Origin of the sequence: Amycolatopsis sp. WQ 127309 (assembly GCF_023023025.1) — a bacterium.
Taxonomy (GTDB): Bacteria; Actinomycetota; Actinomycetes; order Mycobacteriales; family Pseudonocardiaceae; genus Amycolatopsis.
Genome location: NZ_CP095481.1, coordinates 8170667 through 8187883 on the forward strand (window position 1 = coordinate 8170667; position 17217 = coordinate 8187883).

Sequence of the window (17217 nt, forward strand, 5' to 3'; positions counted from 1 at the left end):
GTGGCCCGTGCAGGTGCCGTCGCGGTCGTGGGCCTCGCCTGCCGGCTGCCGTCGGCCGACGGGCCCGGCGCGTTCTGGACGCTGCTGCGCGAAGGCGCCGACGGCACCACCGACGTCCCGCCGGAGCGCCGCTCGTCGGTCCCGCCGGAGACCCGCCGCGGCGGCTTCCTGTCCGATGTGGACACCTTCGACGCCGCCTTCTTCGGCGTGCCGGCGCGAGAAGCCGCGACGATGGACCCGCAGCAGCGCCTCGCCCTGGAACTGGGCTGGGAGGCCCTGGAAGACGCGCGGATCGTCCCCGCCCGCCTCGAAGGCAGCGCGACCGGCGTGTTCGTCGGCTCCAGCGCGGACGACTACGCGACCCTGCTCAAGCGGCGCGGCGCCGCCGCCATCGGGCACCACACGCTCACCGGCCAGAGCCGCGCCGTCGTCGCCAACCGCATCTCCTACACGTTCGGCCTGCGCGGGCCCAGCATGTCCGTCGACACCGGGCAGTCGTCCTCGCTCGTGGCCGTGCACCTGGCCTGCGAGGCCCTGCGCAGCGGCGAAGCCGACCTGGCCCTGGCCGGCGGCGTCCAGCTCAACCTCGCGCCGGAGAGCACCGTCGCCGCCGACCGGTTCGGCGGCCTCTCGCCCGACGGCCGCTGCTACACCTTCGACGAGCGCGCCAACGGCTACGTCCGCGGTGAGGGCGGCGGGTTCGTCGTCCTTAAGCCCCTCGAAGCGGCGCTGGCCGACGGCGACCGCATCCACTGCGTCATCGAGGGCGGCGCGGTCAACAACGACGGCTTCAGCGACACCCTCACCACGCCGAGCGCGCAGGCGCAGGAAGCGGTCGTCCGGGCCGCGCTGCGCCGCGCGGGCGTCCCGGCCGACGCGGTGCGCTACGTCGAGCTGCACGGCACCGGCACCCGCGTCGGCGACCCCCTGGAAGCGGCCGCGCTCGGCGCGGTGTTCGCGCCCGGCCGCCCCGGCGACGACCCGCTGTGGGTCGGCTCGGTGAAGACGAACATCGGCCACCTCGAAGGCGCGGCGGGCATCGCCGGCCTGCTGAAGGTCGCGCTGTCCCTGGCCCACGGCGAGGTCCCGCCCAGCCGCAACCACGAGCACCCGAACCCGGCCATCCGGTTCGACGAGTGGCGCCTGCGCGTCACCGCCGACGTCCGGCCGTGGCCCGAGGCGACGGCGTACGCGGGTGTCTCGTCCTTCGGCATGGGCGGCACGAACTGCCACCTCGTGCTTTCCGCCCCGCCCCAGCGGGTCGAGACCACCGGACGCTCCCGTGTGGACGGTCCGCGCGCGGTCGTCCCGTGGGTGCTGTCGGCCCGCACCCCGGGCGGCCTCCGCGGCCAGGCCACCGGTCTGGCCGCCCTCGACGCGGCCCCGCTCGACGTCGCGCACTCGCTCGTCACCACCCGCAGCGCGTTCCCGCACCGCGCCGTCGTCCTGGCCGCCGACCGGGCGGCCGCGCTGGCCGCCCTCGCCGCCGGCGACCCGGCCGCCGACGTCGTCGCGGGCACCGCCGCCGACGCCCCGCGCCTGGCCGTCGTGTTCCCCGGCCAGGGCGCCCAGCGGCCCGGCATGGGCCGCGAGCTGTACACGCGGTTCCCCGTCTTCGCCGACGCGATCGACGAGATCTGCGCGCGCTGCGACACCGAACGCCCGCTGCGGGACGTCCTGTTCGCCGAAGAGGGCTCGGCCGACGCCGCGGTCCTCGACGAGACCGGGCACACCCAGCCCGCGCTGTTCGCGTTCGAAGTCGCGCTGTACCGGTTGTTCGCCTCCTGGGGTGTCGCCCCGGCGTTCGTCGCCGGGCACTCGGTCGGCGAGCTGGCTGCCGCGCACGTCGCCGGCGTCCTGTCGCTGGACGACGCGTGCATGCTGGTCACCGCCCGCGGCCGGCTGATGGGTTCGCTGCCTGCCGGCGGCGCGATGGTCTCGATCCGCGCCGCCGCCGGCGAGGTCGAGCCGCACCTGACCGGCGACGTCGTCCTGGCCGCGATCAACGGGCCCGCGTCCGTCGTCATCGCCGGGCCCGAAGCGCCGGTGCTCGCGCTGGCCGCCCGGTTCGAGGCCGACGGCCGCAAGGTGACGCGGCTGCCGGTGAGCCACGCGTTCCACTCGCCGCTGATGGACCCGATGCTGGCGGAGTACCGCGGCGTCGTCGACCAGCTCGACCTGCGGCCGCCGGTGCTGCCGGTCGTCTCGACGGTGACCGGCCGCCCGCTGAGCGCGGCCCAGCTGCAGTCGCCGGACTACTGGGTCCGGCAGGCGCGCGAGACCGTCCGCTTCGCCGACGCCGTGACGACGTTGTGGCGTCAAGGCGTCACGGCGTTCCTGGAGCTCGGCCCGGACGGCACGCTCACCTCGCTCGTCCGCGCGTCCCTCGACGGCCAGGGCGAACCCGTCACCGTGCGGGCCTCGCTGTCCGGCAGGCCTGAGGACCACGGCGCCGTCGCGGCCCTGGCCGGGCTGTACGTGCACGGCCTCGACGTCGACTGGACCGCCGTGACCGGCGGGGGTGCGGTGCTGGACCTGCCGACCTACGCGTTCGACCGGGAGCGGCACTGGTTCGACGCCCCCGAGCCCGCCCGGGCCACGCCCGCGCCGCCGGCCGGCCGCGACCTGCTGCGGCTGGTCCGCGGCGAGGCCGCCGCGGTCCTCGGCGTCACCGGCGGCGTCGACCCCGACACCTCCTTCCGCGAGCTGGGTTTCGACTCGGCGATGAACGTCGACCTCGCGGTCCGCGTCGGCGCGGCCACCGGCCGGACGCTGGCCACGACCGAGGTCTTCGACCACCCCACGGCCCGCGACCTGGCCGGCTACCTGGCCGGTTTCGTCGCCGAGCCTGCCGGCCCCGCTCCGGCGGCCGGCGGCGCGGCCGACCCGGTCGTCGTGGTCGGCATCGGCTGCCGGTACCCCGGCGGCGTCCGCTCGCCCGAAGACCTGTGGCGCCTCGTCGACGGCGAGGTCGACGCGATCGCGGCCATGCCGGGCGACCGCGGCTGGCCCGCCGCCGTCCTGGACACCGGCCGTCCCGGCGGGTTCCTCGACGACGTCGCCGGGTTCGACGCCGGCCTGTTCGGCATCTCGCCGCGTGAAGCGCAGTCCATGGAGCCGCAGCAGCGGCTGGTCCTGGAAGTCGCCTGGGAAGCCCTCGAACGCGCCGGCATCGCGCCGTTGTCCCTGCGCGGCACGCCGACCGGCGTGTTCGTCGGCGCGACCGCGCAGGACTACGGCCCGAAGCTCGCCGAAGCGACCGGCGACGCCGAGGGGTACGTCCTCACCGGCACCTCGCCGAGCCTCGTCTCCGGCCGCCTCGCGTACGTACTGGGCACCGAAGGCCCCGCGGTCACGGTGGACACGGCGTGTTCGTCGTCGCTGGTCGCGCTGCACCTCGCCGTCCGGTCGGTGCTGTCCGGCGAGACGTCCCTGGCCATCGCGGGCGGCGTCACGGTGATGGCCGAACCCGGCATCTTCGTCGAGTTCGCCAAGCAGGGCGGCCTGTCCGAGGACGGCCGCTGCAAGGCGTTCGGCGACGGCGCCGACGGCACCGGCTGGGCCGAGGGCGTCGGCATGGTCGTCGTCGAACGGCTTTCGCGGGCCCGCGAACTCGGCCACGACGTCCTCGCCGTGGTCCGTGGCTCGGCGGTCAACTCCGACGGCGCGTCCAACGGCCTCACCGCCCCGAACGGCCTCGCGCAGCAACGCGTGATCCGCCAGGCCCTCGGCGACGCCGGACTGTCCACATCGGACGTTGACGTCCTCGAAGCGCACGGCACCGGCACCCGCCTCGGCGACCCGATCGAAGCCCGGGCCGCGCTGGCCACCTACGGCCAGGACCGGCCGAGCCCGCTCGTGCTGGGCTCGGTGAAGTCGAACATCGGGCACACCCAGGCCGCGGCCGGGGTGGCCGGCGTGATCAAGATGATCTTCGCGATGCGCCACGGCTCGGTGCCGCGCACGCTGCACGCCGACGTCCCGTCGTCCCACGTGGACTGGACGGCCGGCGCGGTGGAACTCGCGACGGCGGCGCGTGCCTGGCCGGCGGGGGAGCAGCCACGCCGGGCCGCGGTCTCGTCGTTCGGCATCAGCGGAACCAACGCCCACCTGATCCTGGAGCAGGCGCCCGCTTTCGAGCCGGCCGAGCCGGCGCGCGACGTCGTCCCGGCCGTCGTGCCGTGGGTCGTGTCCGCGCAGTCCGACGACGCCCTGCACGCGGCCGTCGAGCAGCTGCGCGCGGTCGACGCGGACCCGGTCGACGTCGGCGCGTCGCTGGTCACCACGCGGACGTCGTTCGACCGGCGGGCCGTGCTGCTCGCCGGGCCCGACGGGCTCGCCGAGGTCGCCCGCGGGACGGCGCCGCCGGTCGAGCCGCTCGTCGCGGTGCTGTTCGCCGGGCAGGGCACCCAGCGCGTCGGCATGGGCGCCGGGCTCGCCGCCCGGTTCCCGGTGTTCGCCGCCGCGTACCAGGAGGTCGTCAACCACTTCGACGCTGCGATCGGCACCGACGACGCCGCTGTCCTGAACCGCACCGGTACCGCGCAGCCCGCGTTGTTCGCGCTCGAGGTCGCGTTGTTCCGCCTCGCCGAGTCGCTCGGTGTGCGGCCCGACCACGTCGCCGGGCACTCGATCGGCGAGCTGGCCGCAGCCCACGTCGCCGGTGTCCTGTCGCTGGCCGACGCGTGCACGCTGGTCGCCGCGCGCGGCCGGTTGATGGAGGCGCTGCCCGAGGGCGGCGCGATGGTCTCGCTGCGCGCGTCCGAGGACGAGGTCCGGCCGCTGCTGGCCGACGGCGTCACGATCGCCGCGATCAACGGCCCCTCGTCGCTGGTGATCTCCGGCGTCGCGGATGCGGTGCTGCAGGTCGCGTCGGCGTTCGAGGACACGCGGCGGCTTTCGGTGTCGCACGCGTTCCACTCGCCGCTGATGGCCCCGATGCTCGACGACTTCCGCCGCGTCGCCGAAGGTCTGACGTTCCACGAGCCGTCGATCCCGGTCGTCTCGACGGTCACCGGCCGGATCGAAACCGAGAAGCTGACGGATCCCGGGTACTGGGTCGAGCAGGTCGTCGCGACCGTGCGGTTCGCCGACGCCGTGACGACGCTGCAGGCCGCGGGGACCGAGGCGTTCGTCGAGATCGGCCCGGACACCACGCTGTCGGGCATGATCGCGCGGGCCCTGCCGGGCGCGGCGACCGTGCCGCTGCTGCGCGCCGACCGCGCCGAGGAACCGGCCGTCGCCGCCGCACTCGGCCGGCTGCACCTGCTCGGCGTCCCCCTGGATTGGGACGCCTACTTCGCCGGGACGGGCGCGCGTCGCGTCGCGCTGCCGACGTACCCCTTCCAGCACGAGCGGTTCTGGGTCACCGCGCGTCCCGCCCCGGTGGAGCTGGGCCTGGACCGGCCGGGGCACCCGCTGCTCGGCGCGGCGGTCGAGCTGCCCGGCGACGACGGCTCGGTGTTCACCGGGCACCTCTCGCCGTCGTCGCTGCCGTGGCCGGCCGACCACGTCGTCGAAGAGCGGATCCTGTTCCCCGGCACCGGTTTCGTCGAGCTGGCGCTGCGCGCGGGCGTCGAACTGGGCTGCGGCGCGCTCACCGAGCTGACGGTGACGGCGCCCCTGCCCCTGGAACGCGACGGCGTGAGCATCCGGGTCCGCGTCGGGGGCCCCGACCCGGCGGGACGCCGTGAGGTCTCCATCCACTCGCGCACGCCCGGCGGTGCGTGGACGCGGCACGCCACCGGTCGCTTGGCCCCTTCAGCTGCCGCACCGGTCCTGACGTCGTCAGGTCCCGCCGCCTCGCCGCTCGACGTCGAGGAGATGTACCGGACGTTGTCCGCGGCCGGCCTGGACTACGGCCCCGCGTTCCGCGGCGTCCAGGCGGCCTGGCACGAGGGTGACGACCTGTGCGCGGACCTGACCTTGCCGTCCGCGGCGGGTGACGCGGAGGGCTACCTGCTGCACCCGGCGCTGTTCGACGCGGCGCTGCACCTGGTCCCGTTCTTGGGCCTGGACGCCGAGCCACGCGCTCGCTTGCCGTTCGTGTGGTCGGACGTCGCACTGCACGCGGTGGGCGCTTCGGCCGTGCGGCTGCGCATCCGCAGGCTGGGCCCGGACACGGTGACGCTGTCCTTGACCGACGCCGCCGACGCTCCGGTCGCGACGGTGGGTTCCCTGGTCCTGCGCCCGCCGGCCGACCCGGCCCCGGCGGGCCCGCCACCGCTGCTGCGCGTCGAGTGGACGCCGAAGGACCTGGGCACCCCGGCGGACCTGACGTGGGCGTCGGTGGGCCCGGACGACCTGGATGCACTCCTACCGGGCCGCCGCGCGGTGCCTTCGGCGGCCGACGTGCTCGTGGTGCCGGTCCCGGACCCGGTAGGCCTCTCGGCTCCGGACGGCATCCGCTTGGTGACGTCGGCGGTCCTGGGTCACCTGCGTGACCACTTGGAGGATGAAGCCCAGCTGGTGTTCCTCACCCGCGGCGGCCCAGCCGCGGCGGCTGCGGAGGGTTTGGTCCGCTCGGCTCAGGCGGAACGTCCGGGCCGCTTCTTCCTGCTGTCGCTGGAAGAAGCCGAGTCCGAAGTGGACGAGACGCTGGCAGCTGCCCTGGCCGCATTGCCGGAGTCGGGAGAAACCGAGATCCGCGTGCGCGAAGGCCGGGTGGAGGTACCTCGCCTCGCCCCGGTGCCCGCGACCGCGACCGTCGCCGAGCCGACCTCGGCCGGCTGGGGTGATGGTGCCGTCCTGATCACCGGTGGTACCGGCGGTCTCGGGGCGCACGTCGCCCGGCACCTTGTCGCTCGCCACGGGGTCACCCGGCTCGTGCTTGCCGGGCGGCGTGGAGCTGAGACTCCCGGTGTCGCCGACCTGACCGCCGAACTCACCGAGCGCGGCGCGGACGTCACCGTCGCCGCCTGTGACGTCTCCGATCGCGTTGCTCTGGCCGAGCTGCTGGCCCAGCACCCCGTCACCGGTGTCGTCCACGCCGCCGGGGTGCTCGACGACGGCGTCCTCGACGCCCTCACCCCCGAGCGGCTCGCCCGGGTCTTCGCGCCCAAGGTCGACGCCGCCTGGCACCTGCACGAGCTGCTGCCCGACCTCACCAACTTCGTCGTCTTCACCTCCGTCTTCGGCGTGCTCGGCAACGGCGGCCAGGGCGCCTACACCGCCGCCAACGCCGCTCTCGACGAGCTGGTCCGGGCCCGGACGGCCGCGGGGCTGCCCGGCCGGGCCGTCGCGTGGGGGCCGTGGGCGCAGCAGAGCGGCATGACCGGGACGTTGTCCGACACCGAGCTGCGGCGGATGGCCCGCGCCGGCCTGCCGACGCACTCCGTCGACGACGGTCTCGCCTGGTTCGACGCCGCGCTGGACGGACCAGACCCGGTCGTCGTCGCCGCGCACCTCGATCGCGCCGCGTTGCGGGCCCTCGACTCCGTGCCGCCGATCCTCCACCGACTCGCGCCGCCGCGCCCGCGCCGCGCGGCCACCGCTCAGCCCGCGACCGACCTCGGCGCCGTCGTCGTCACGACCGTCGCGAACGTCCTCGGCCACGCCTCCGCGGCTAACGTCGACCCCGCCCTGACCTTCCGCGAACTCGGCCTGGACTCCCTGACGTCGGTCGAACTCCGCAACCGCCTCGCTGAGGCGACCGGCCTCCGCCTGCCCGCCACCCTCGTCTTCGACCACCCGACCCCCGACGCGGTCAGCGCCTTCCTCAAGACCCTCGTCGAGGGGGACAGCCCGGCGCCGACCCGGACCGTCACCACCGCGCGCACCGACGACCCGATCGTCGTCGTCGGCATGGCCTGCCGCTACCCCGGCGACGTGACGACCCCGGACGAGCTGTGGGACCTCCTCACCGAGGGCCGCGACGGGATAACCGGCTTCCCGGCCGACCGCGGCTGGCACGTCCCGGACGCGGACTTCGCGCGCGCCGGCGGCTTCCTGCACGGCGCCGCCGAGTTCGACGCCGACTTCTTCGGCATCTCCCCGCGTGACGCGCTCAGCGCCGACCCGCAGCAGCGGCTGCTGCTGGAGACGTCGTGGGAGGCGTTCGAGCAGGCGGGCATCAACCCGTTGTCGCTCAAGGGATCCGACACCGGCGTCTTCGCCGGCGTGATGTACCACGACTACGCGGCCGTCACCGCCGGGCAGGACCCGGACGCGCGCGGCTTCGACGTCAACGGCACCGCCGGCAGCGTCGCCTCGGGCCGCGTCTCCTACGCGCTCGGCCTGGAAGGCCCCGCGGTCACGGTCGACACGGCGTGTTCGTCGTCGCTGGTCGCGCTGCACTGGGCGTCGCAGGCGCTGCGGTCGGGGGAGTGCTCCCTCGCGCTGGCCGGCGGCGTGACGGTGATGTCCACCCCGGCGACGTTCCTCGACTTCGCCCGTCAAGGCGGCCTCGCCGGCGACGGGCGCTGCAAGTCCTTCTCCGACGACGCCGACGGCACCGGCTGGTCCGAAGGCGTCGGCCTCCTGGTCCTCGAGCGCCGGTCGGACGCGCTCCGCAACGGCCACCGCATCCTCGCCGTCGTCCGCGGCTCCGCGGTCAACCAGGACGGCGCGTCCAACGGTCTCACCGCCCCGAACGGCCCGTCCCAGCAACGCGTGATCCGTCAGGCCCTCGCGAGCGCCGGACTGTCCACTTCGGACGTCGACGTCGTCGAAGCCCACGGCACCGGCACGAAGCTCGGCGACCCGATCGAGGCCCAAGCCTTGCTGGCCACCTACGGCCAGGACCGCGAAACGCCGCTGCTGCTGGGTTCCGTCAAGTCCAACCTCGGGCACACCCAGGCCGCCGCCGGCGTCGCGGGCATCATCAAGATGATCCTCGCCATGCGCCACGGCGTCGTCCCGAAGTCGCTCTGGGCCGGGACGCCGTCGTCCCACGTCGAGTGGGACACCGGCGCGGTCGAACTGGTCGCCGAGGCCCGCGACTGGCCCGCGGTCGACCGGGCGCGGCGGGCCGGGATCTCGTCGTTCGGGATCAGCGGCACCAATGCCCACGTCGTCATCGAAGCCCCCGCGCCCGCGCACACACCCGAACCGCGGCCGGTCCCGCCGGTCGTGCCGTGGGTGCTCTCGGCCCGCTCCGACGCCGCCCTCGACGCCCAAGTCGGGCGGCTGGCCGGGCTCGACCCGCTCGACGCCGGATACTCCCTGGTCACCACCCGCGCGACCTTCACCCACCGAGCCGTCCTCCTGGCGACTCCGGACGGAGTGCGAGAGGCGGCCCGGGGCCAAGCGGCTGCACCAAGCGTCGCCTTCCTGTTCACCGGCCAAGGCGCCCAGCGGCTCGGCATGGGTCGCGAACTGGCGGAGGAATACCCGGTCTTCGCTGCGGCCTTGGACGAGGTCCTCGCCCATTTCGACCCGGAACTCCGGGACGTCGTCTGGGGCACGGATCCCGCCCTGATCGCCGAGACCGGAACCGCCCAGCCCGCACTGTTCGCCATCGAAGTCGCGCTCGCAGCACTGCTCGCCTCATGGGGTGTGCGCCCCGACTACGTCGCCGGGCATTCGATCGGCGAGATCGCCGCCGCCCACGTCGCCGGTGTCCTAACGCTGGACGACGCGTGCGCGCTGGTCGCGGCGCGTGGCCGTCTGATGCAGGCCCTGCCGCCGGGCGGCGCCATGGTCGCGGTGCAAGCGTCCGAAGAGGACGTTCGCGCGGCGCTCACCGACGGCGTCGACATCGCGGCGGTCAACGGCCCGCGTTCGGTCGTGCTGTCCGGCGTCGAGGCCGCGGTGCTGGAAGTGGCGGCGAAGTTCGAGAAGACCACCCGGCTCAAGGTGAGCCACGCCTTCCACTCGCACCTGATGGACCCGATGCTCGACGGCTTCCGCGCGGTCGTCGCCGAGCTGACCCTGAACGAGCCGCAGCTCCCGGTGATCGCCGCCGGGGACGTGACGTCACCGGAGTACTGGGTCGAGCACGTCCGGGCCACCGTTCGGTTCGGCGACACCCTAGGGAAGCTCGCCGACGCCGGCGTCACCACGTACGTAGAGGTCGGGCCGGACGCCGTCCTGGCCGGGATGGTCGACGCGGACGCCGCGGACGCTGTCGTCACGCCGGTGCTGCGCCGGGACCGCCCCGAAACCGTGGCCGTCCTCGAAGCGCTCGCCCGGGTGCACGTCGCCGGGACCACCGTCGACTGGGCCGCGTGGTTCGCAGGCCGCGGCGCGCGGACCGTCGACCTGCCCACCTATCCCTTCCAGCGCAGCCGGTTCTGGCCCGTCGCGCGCGCCACCGGCGACCTCCGCGGCGCCGGCCTGGCCGCCGCGGGGCACCCGCTGCTCGGCGCGGCGCTCGACCTCGCCGACGACGGCGGTGTCGTGCTCACCGGCCTGCTCACCACCGCGACCCGGCCGTGGCTCGCCGACCACACCGTGCACGGCGAGCCCGTCCTGCCGGGCACCGCGTTCGTCGAACTCGCCCTCGCCGCGGGCGCCGACCTCGGCTGTGAGCGCGTCGACGAACTCACCATCGAGGCCCCGCTGGTCCTCCATGCGGACGGACGACAGCTCCAGCTGCGCGTCAGCGCCCCTGGTGACGCCGGCTCCCGCGAGTTCACGTTCTCGTCCCGCCCGGATGGCACCGACGAACCCTGGACCCGGCACGCCGCGGGCTGGCTCGTCCCGGACACCGCAGCCCCCGACGACTTCGAGGCTTGGCCGCCCGCCGACGCCGAACCCCTAGACCTGACCGGCCTGACCGAACGGCTCGCCGAAGACGGCCTCGGGTACGGCCCCGCGTTCCCCGGCCCGTCCGCCGCCTGGCGCCGCGAGGGCGAGATCTTCGCCGAGGTCGCGCTCCCGAGCACGGACCAGCCGGACGCCTACGGCCTGCACCCGGCCCTGTTCGACGCGACCCTGCGCGTGGTTTCCCTGCTGAGCCCCGACTTCACGGGCAGCGTCCCGTTCTCGTGGCACGGCGTCTCGCTGCACGCCACCGGCGCGTCCGCCCTGCGCGTGCGGCTCACCCCGGGCGACGGCGACGCGATCCGCGTCACCGCCGCCGACCCGTCGGGCACCCCGGTCGTCACGGTGGACCGCCTCACCCTGCGCCGCACCGGCCCGGCCACCCGGACGCAGGCGCGGTCCCTGCTGCGCCTGGACTGGACGCCGATCCCGGTGCAGGCGGCGGACCCGATCCTCGAGACCGAGGACCCCGCGTCGCTGACCGAACCGCCCGAGTTCGTCGCCTGGCCGGTCGCCGGAGACCTGCGTGACGTGCCGCTGTCCCTGCGCCGCGAAACCGGCCGGGTCCTCACACAGCTGCAGCACTGGCTCACCCGCGACGACGCGGCCACGCTGGTCGTCGTCACGCGAGGTGCGCTCGACGGCACCGACCCGGTCGGCGCGGCCGCCGCGGGGCTCGTCCGCTCCGCGCAGGCCGAGCACCCCGGCCGATTCGTGCTCGTCGACACCGACGACTCCACACCGCTGACCACCGCCGTCGTGGCCACCGGCGAACCGGTGCTCAAGATCAGCGACGGCCAGGTCCACGCCGCCCGGCTCGCGCGGATCACTGAAACACCGCAAGAGGTCGACGAGCGGGACGGCACCGTCCTGATCACCGGTGGCACCGGCGGCCTCGGCAGCGCCGTCGCGAAGCACCTCGCCGCCCGTGGGCGCCGTGACCTCCTGCTGGTCAGCCGGTCCGGCCGCACCGCACCCGGCCTGCTCGACGAGCTGGCCGCGCTCGGCGCGCACGTCGAGGTCGCCGCGTGCGATGTCGGCGACCGGGACGCCGTCGAGCGCCTCCTGGACGGCCGTGAGATCACCGCCGTCGTGCACGCCGCCGGCGTCCTCGACGACGGCACCCTCGCCGCCCTCACCCCCGAACGCTTCGAGCAGGTCCTGCGGGCCAAGGCCGACGGCGCCTGGCACCTCCACGAGCTGACCACCGGCCTCACCGACTTCGTGCTGTTCTCCTCGGTCGTCGGCACCTTCGGCGGCGCGGGACAGGCGAACTACGCCGCCGCCAACGCTTTCCTCGACGCCCTCGCCCGCCGCCGTCACCGCGACGGCCTGCCCGCGCGCTCGCTCGGCTGGGGCCCGTGGGAGTCCGGCAGCGGCATGACGGCGACGCTCTCGGACACCGACCTGCGGCGCCTCGCCGAAGCGGGCATGCCACCGGTGTCCACAGAGGACGGACTCGCGCTGTTCGACGCCGCCCGCGGCACCGGCGAACCCGCCGTCCTGCCGCTGCCGCTCGACCTGGCCGCCGTGCGCCGGCAGCCGGAGATCCCGCACGTCCTGCGCGGCCTCGTCCGCCCGGCCCGCCGCCGGGCCACCGCGGCCGCCGGGGACCTCACCGGCACGCTCACCCAGCTCCCCGTCGCCGAACGCGCCGAAGCGCTGAAAGGCCTGGTCGCCACGCACGTCGCCCTGGCGCTGGGGCACGCCGACGCGGCCGCGATCGAGCCGGGTCGCGCGTTCTCCGACCTCGGGTTCGACTCGCTCAGCGGCGTCGACCTGCGCAACCGCCTCGCCGCGGCGACCGGGCTGCGGCTGCCGAGCACCCTCGTCTTCGACCACCCGACCGTCACCGCCCTGGCCGAGCACCTCCTGGCCGAGCTGTTCGACGCCGACGCGCCGGTCGCCGAGGTCCGCAAGGCCGCGACCACGACCGACCCGATCGTCATCGTCGGCATGAGCTGCCGCTACCCCGGCGGCGTCACCACGCCCGAGCAGCTGTGGGACCTGATCAACGACGGCGGCGACGCCATCTCGGAATTCCCCGCCAACCGCGGCTGGGACCTGGACGCGCTCTACGACCCGGATCCCGACCACGCCGGGACGTCCTACACCCGCCACGGCGGGTTCCTGCACGACGCCGGGCAGTTCGACGCCGAGTTCTTCGGCATGAGCCCCCGTGAAGCGGTCGCCACCGACGTCCAGCAGCGGTTGCTGCTGGAGACGTCGTGGGAGGCGATCGAGCGCGCCGGGATCGACCCGGTCGTGCTGCGCGGCAGCGCCACCGGCGTCTTCGCCGGCGTGATGTACCACGACTACAGCCGCCTGCTCGACGGCAGCGAGGACGCCGAGGGCTACCAGACCAGCGGCAGCGCGGGCAGCGTCGCCTCCGGCCGGGTGTCCTACGTGCTCGGGCTGGAAGGCCCGGCCGTCACGGTCGACACCGCCTGCTCGTCGTCGCTGGTCGCGTTGCACCTCGCCGCGCAGGCGCTGCGGTCGGGGGAGTGCGACCTGGCGCTGGCCGGCGGCGTCACGGTGATGTCGACGCCGTCGACGTTCGTCGAGTTCTCCCGCCAGCGCGGCCTGTCCGAAGACGGCCGTTGCCGCTCCTTCGGCGACGGCGCGAACGGCACCGGCTGGTCCGAAGGCGCCGGAATGCTGCTGCTGGAACGCCTGTCCGACGCGCGGCGGCTCGGGCACCCGGTGCTGGCCGTCGTCCGCGGCTCCGCGCTCAACCAGGACGGCGCGTCCAACGGCCTCACCGCGCCCAACGGCCCGTCGCAGCAACGCGTCATCCGCCAGGCCCTCGCCAACGCCGGACTGTCCACATCGGACGTCGACGCGGTCGAAGGCCACGGCACCGGGACGTCGCTGGGCGACCCGATCGAAGCCCAGGCCCTGCTCGCCACCTACGGCCGTGATCGCGAGACGCCGCTGCTGCTGGGTTCCGTGAAGTCGAACCTCGGGCACACCCAGGCCGCCGCCGGTGTCGCCGGGATCATCAAGATGGTCCTGGCCATGCGCCACGGCGTGCTGCCGCGGACCCTGCACGCCGAGACGCCGTCGTCGCGCGTCGACTGGGCCGAGGGCGGGGTCACCCTGCTCGCCGAGCCGACCGCGTGGCCGGAGACGGGCCGCCCGCGCCGCGCGGCGGTCTCGTCGTTCGGGATCAGCGGGACCAACGCCCACGCGATCGTCGAGCAGCCGCCCGCCACACCGACCACCCCCGCGGCGCCCCGGCCGGAAGTCGTGCCGTGGGTGCTGTCCGCGAAGTCCGAAGAGGCCCTGCACGCCCAGGCCGCGCAGCTGGCCGGGCTGACCGCCGACCCCTTGGACGTCGGCCACTCCCTGGCCACAACCCGCTCCCGGTTCGCGCACCGGGCCGTCGTCCTCGCCGACCACGCCGACGCCCTGACCGCGCTCGGGTCGCACCCCGCGGCCGTCACCGGCGAGGTCGTCCCGGGCCGCACCGCGGTCGTCTTCAGCGGGCAGGGCGGCCAGCGCACCGGGATGGGACATGAGCTGTCCCAACGGTTCCCGGTGTTCGCCGAGGCTCACGCCGCCGTGCTCGCGCGGTTCGGCGACCGCATCGCCGACGTCGTCCGCGGCGACGACCAGAACGCGCTCGACCGCACCGAGTTCGCCCAGCCCGCGCTGTTCGCGCTCCAGGTCGCGCTGCTGCGGCTCGCCGCGTCCTGGGGCGTCGAGCCCGACCTCGTCGCCGGCCACTCGATCGGCGAGATCACCGCGGCCCACGCCGCCGGGGTCCTGTCCCTCGAAGACGCGTGCACGCTCGTCGCCGCCCGCGGTGCGCTGATGCAGGCGCTCCCGGCCGGCGGCGCGATGATCGCGCTGCAGGCCACCGAAGAAGAAGTGCGCCCGCTGCTCGGCCCGGACGTCTCGATCGCCGCCGTGAACGGGCCGCGTTCGGTCGTCGTCGCCGGGGCGGAGGACGCCGTCGTCGCGATCGCCGCGTGCTTCGAGAAGACGCGGCGGCTCACCGTCTCGCACGCGTTCCACTCGCCGCTCATGGAGCCGATGCTCGCGGACTTCGCCGACGTCCTCGCGGGCCTGACCTTCCACGAGCCGCGCCTGCCGCTCGTCTCCACCGTGAGCGCCGACGCCGACGTCACCACCGTCGAGCACTGGGTGCGGCACGCGCGGGACGCCGTCCGCTTCGCCGACGGCGTCACGGCGTTGGCCGCCGCGGGTGCGTCCCGGTTCGTCGAGGCCGGCCCGGACGGGGTGCTGTCCGCGCTGGTCGCGGGCGTGGCGCCGGACGCCGTCGCGGTGCCGCTGCTGCGCCGTGACCGCGGCGAGGAGATCGCCTTCACCGAAGCCGTCGCGCGGCTGCACGTCTCGGGCGCCGATGTCGACTGGACGCCGGCCCTGACCGGCGGCCGCCACGTCGACCTGCCCACCTACCCGTTCCGGCGCGAGCTGTTCTGGCCGCCGGCCACCCGGACCGGCGGCGACGCGACGTCGCTCGGGCTCGGCGCGCCGGGGCACCCGCTGCTCGACGGGACCGTCCGCCTCGCCGGCTCCGACGAGGTCGTGCTGACCAGCCGGCTTTCCCGGCACACCCAGCCGTGGCTGGCCGAGCACGTCGTCTACGGCCAGGTCCTGCTGCCGGGCACGGCGCTGGCCGAGATGGCCGTCCGCGCCGGCGACGAGACCGGCTGCCCCCGCATCGACGAGCTGACCATGGCGGTCCCGCTGGTCGTGCCGCCGCAGGGTGGCGTCCAGGTGCAGGTCCGGGTCGGCGAGCCGGACGAGCGCGGCCGCCGCCCGGTCGGCATCCACTCGCGGACCGCGGACGCCTGGACCGAACACGCCACGGGCATCCTGAGCCCGGCGACTCCGGTGTCCACTGTGTCTGGTTCGGACACCACGGCCTGGCCGCCGCCGGACGCGATTCCGGTGCCCCTGGACGACTTCTACGAGAGTTTCGCCGCGGACGGCTTCGACTACGGCCCCCGGTTCCGCGGCCTGCGCGCGGCTTGGCGGCGCGGCGACGACGTCTTCGCCGAAGTCGAACTGGATCCCGCCCACCACGCCGAAGCGGCCGGGTTCGGTCTGCACCCGGCGTTGCTGGACGCGGCCCTGCACGCCGTGACGCTCCGCCCGGACGCCCCGGCCGCGCGTGAACTCCCGTTCTCCTGGCAGGGTTTCTCGCTGCACGCCGCCGGAGCCGTCGCCCTGCGGGTCCGCGTGACCCCCGGTATCGGTCTCGAACTGGCGACCGCCGACGGCGACCCGGTGGCGACCATCGACTCCCTGGTCGTCCGCGAAGCGGGTCGTGACGCCGTGCGCCGGAACGACTCCCTGTTCCAGCTCGACTGGACACCGGTGCCGATCCCGGACGCGACCTCGCTTTCGGTCGCGCTCCTGGGCGACGACCCCTTCAGCGTCGGAGTGGCCGCGCTGGACGACCGCGCCGACGTACCCGACGTCGTCGTCACCTGCCTGACCGGCGACGCGGCCGACGTGCCGGGATCGGCCGACCTCGCCGAACGGGCCCTCGAACTGGCCCAGCGCTGGATCGCGGACGACCGGTACGCCGACGCGAAGCTGGTCTTCGTGACCCGTGAGGGCGACCTCCCGGCCGCCGCCGTGTGGGGTCTCGTGCGCGCCGCGCAAGCCGAGTACCCAGGTCGCTTCGGCCTCCTCGAACTCGACGGGTCCACGCTGCCGCCGGCCGTGCTCGCGACCGAAGAACCGCAGGTCGCGCTGCGTGAGGGCAAACTGCTCGCGGCCCGCTTCGCACCCGCCGTGCCGACGGAAAGCACGGCCTGGGACCCCGAAGGGACCATCCTGATCACGGGCGGCACCGGGGGACTGGGCGCCGTCCTGGCCCGGCACCTGGTGACCGAGCACGGGGCCCGTCGCCTGCTGCTGGTCAGCCGCCGCGGCGCCGACAGCCCGGGCGCCGCGGACCTCGTGGCGGAGCTGCGGACCGCCGGTGCCGACGTCGTCGTCGAGGCCTGCGACGTCGCCGACCGCGCCCAGCTCACCGCGTTGCTGGCGAACCACCCGCCGGCCGCCGTCGTCCACGCCGCCGGTGTCCTCGACGACGCGCCTCTCGAAGCGATGACGCCCGAGCGGCTCGCGATCGTGCGACGGCCGAAGGCGGACGCCGCCTGGCTGCTCCACGAACTGACCGGCGACCTGACCGCGTTCGTGCTGTTCTCCTCGGTCTCGGGCACGCTCGGCATCCCCGGCCAGGCCAACTACGGCGCCGCCAACGCCTTCCTCGACGCCCTCGCCGCCCACCGCCGTGCCGAAGGCCTCCCGGCCGTCTCCCTGGCCTGGGGCCCGTGGGTCCCGACGACCGGCATGACCGCCGACCTCGGCGAGGCCGGGCTCGACCGCCTCGCCCGCGCCGGCTTCCCGCCGCTGTCGGTCGAGCAGGGTCTCGAACTGTTCGACGCGGCGCTGTCCGCGGCCGCGCCGGTGCTGCTGCCGGTCCGCCTCGACCGCGCCGCTCTCCAGGCCCGCGACGAGATCCCGCAC

At 75.0% G+C, this 17217-nt stretch carries 1 protein-coding gene (running past one end of the window); it reads left to right on the top strand.

The features are described 5' to 3' along the window. A protein-coding gene (locus MUY22_RS36355; RefSeq protein ID WP_247051699.1) for a type I polyketide synthase crosses the window boundary here: on the top strand, positions 1-17217 show its 5' portion. 10335 nt of this gene lie beyond the right edge of the window; the window shows 17217 of its 27552 coding nt (coding positions 1-17217); its start codon is at positions 1-3; its stop codon lies off the right edge, out of view.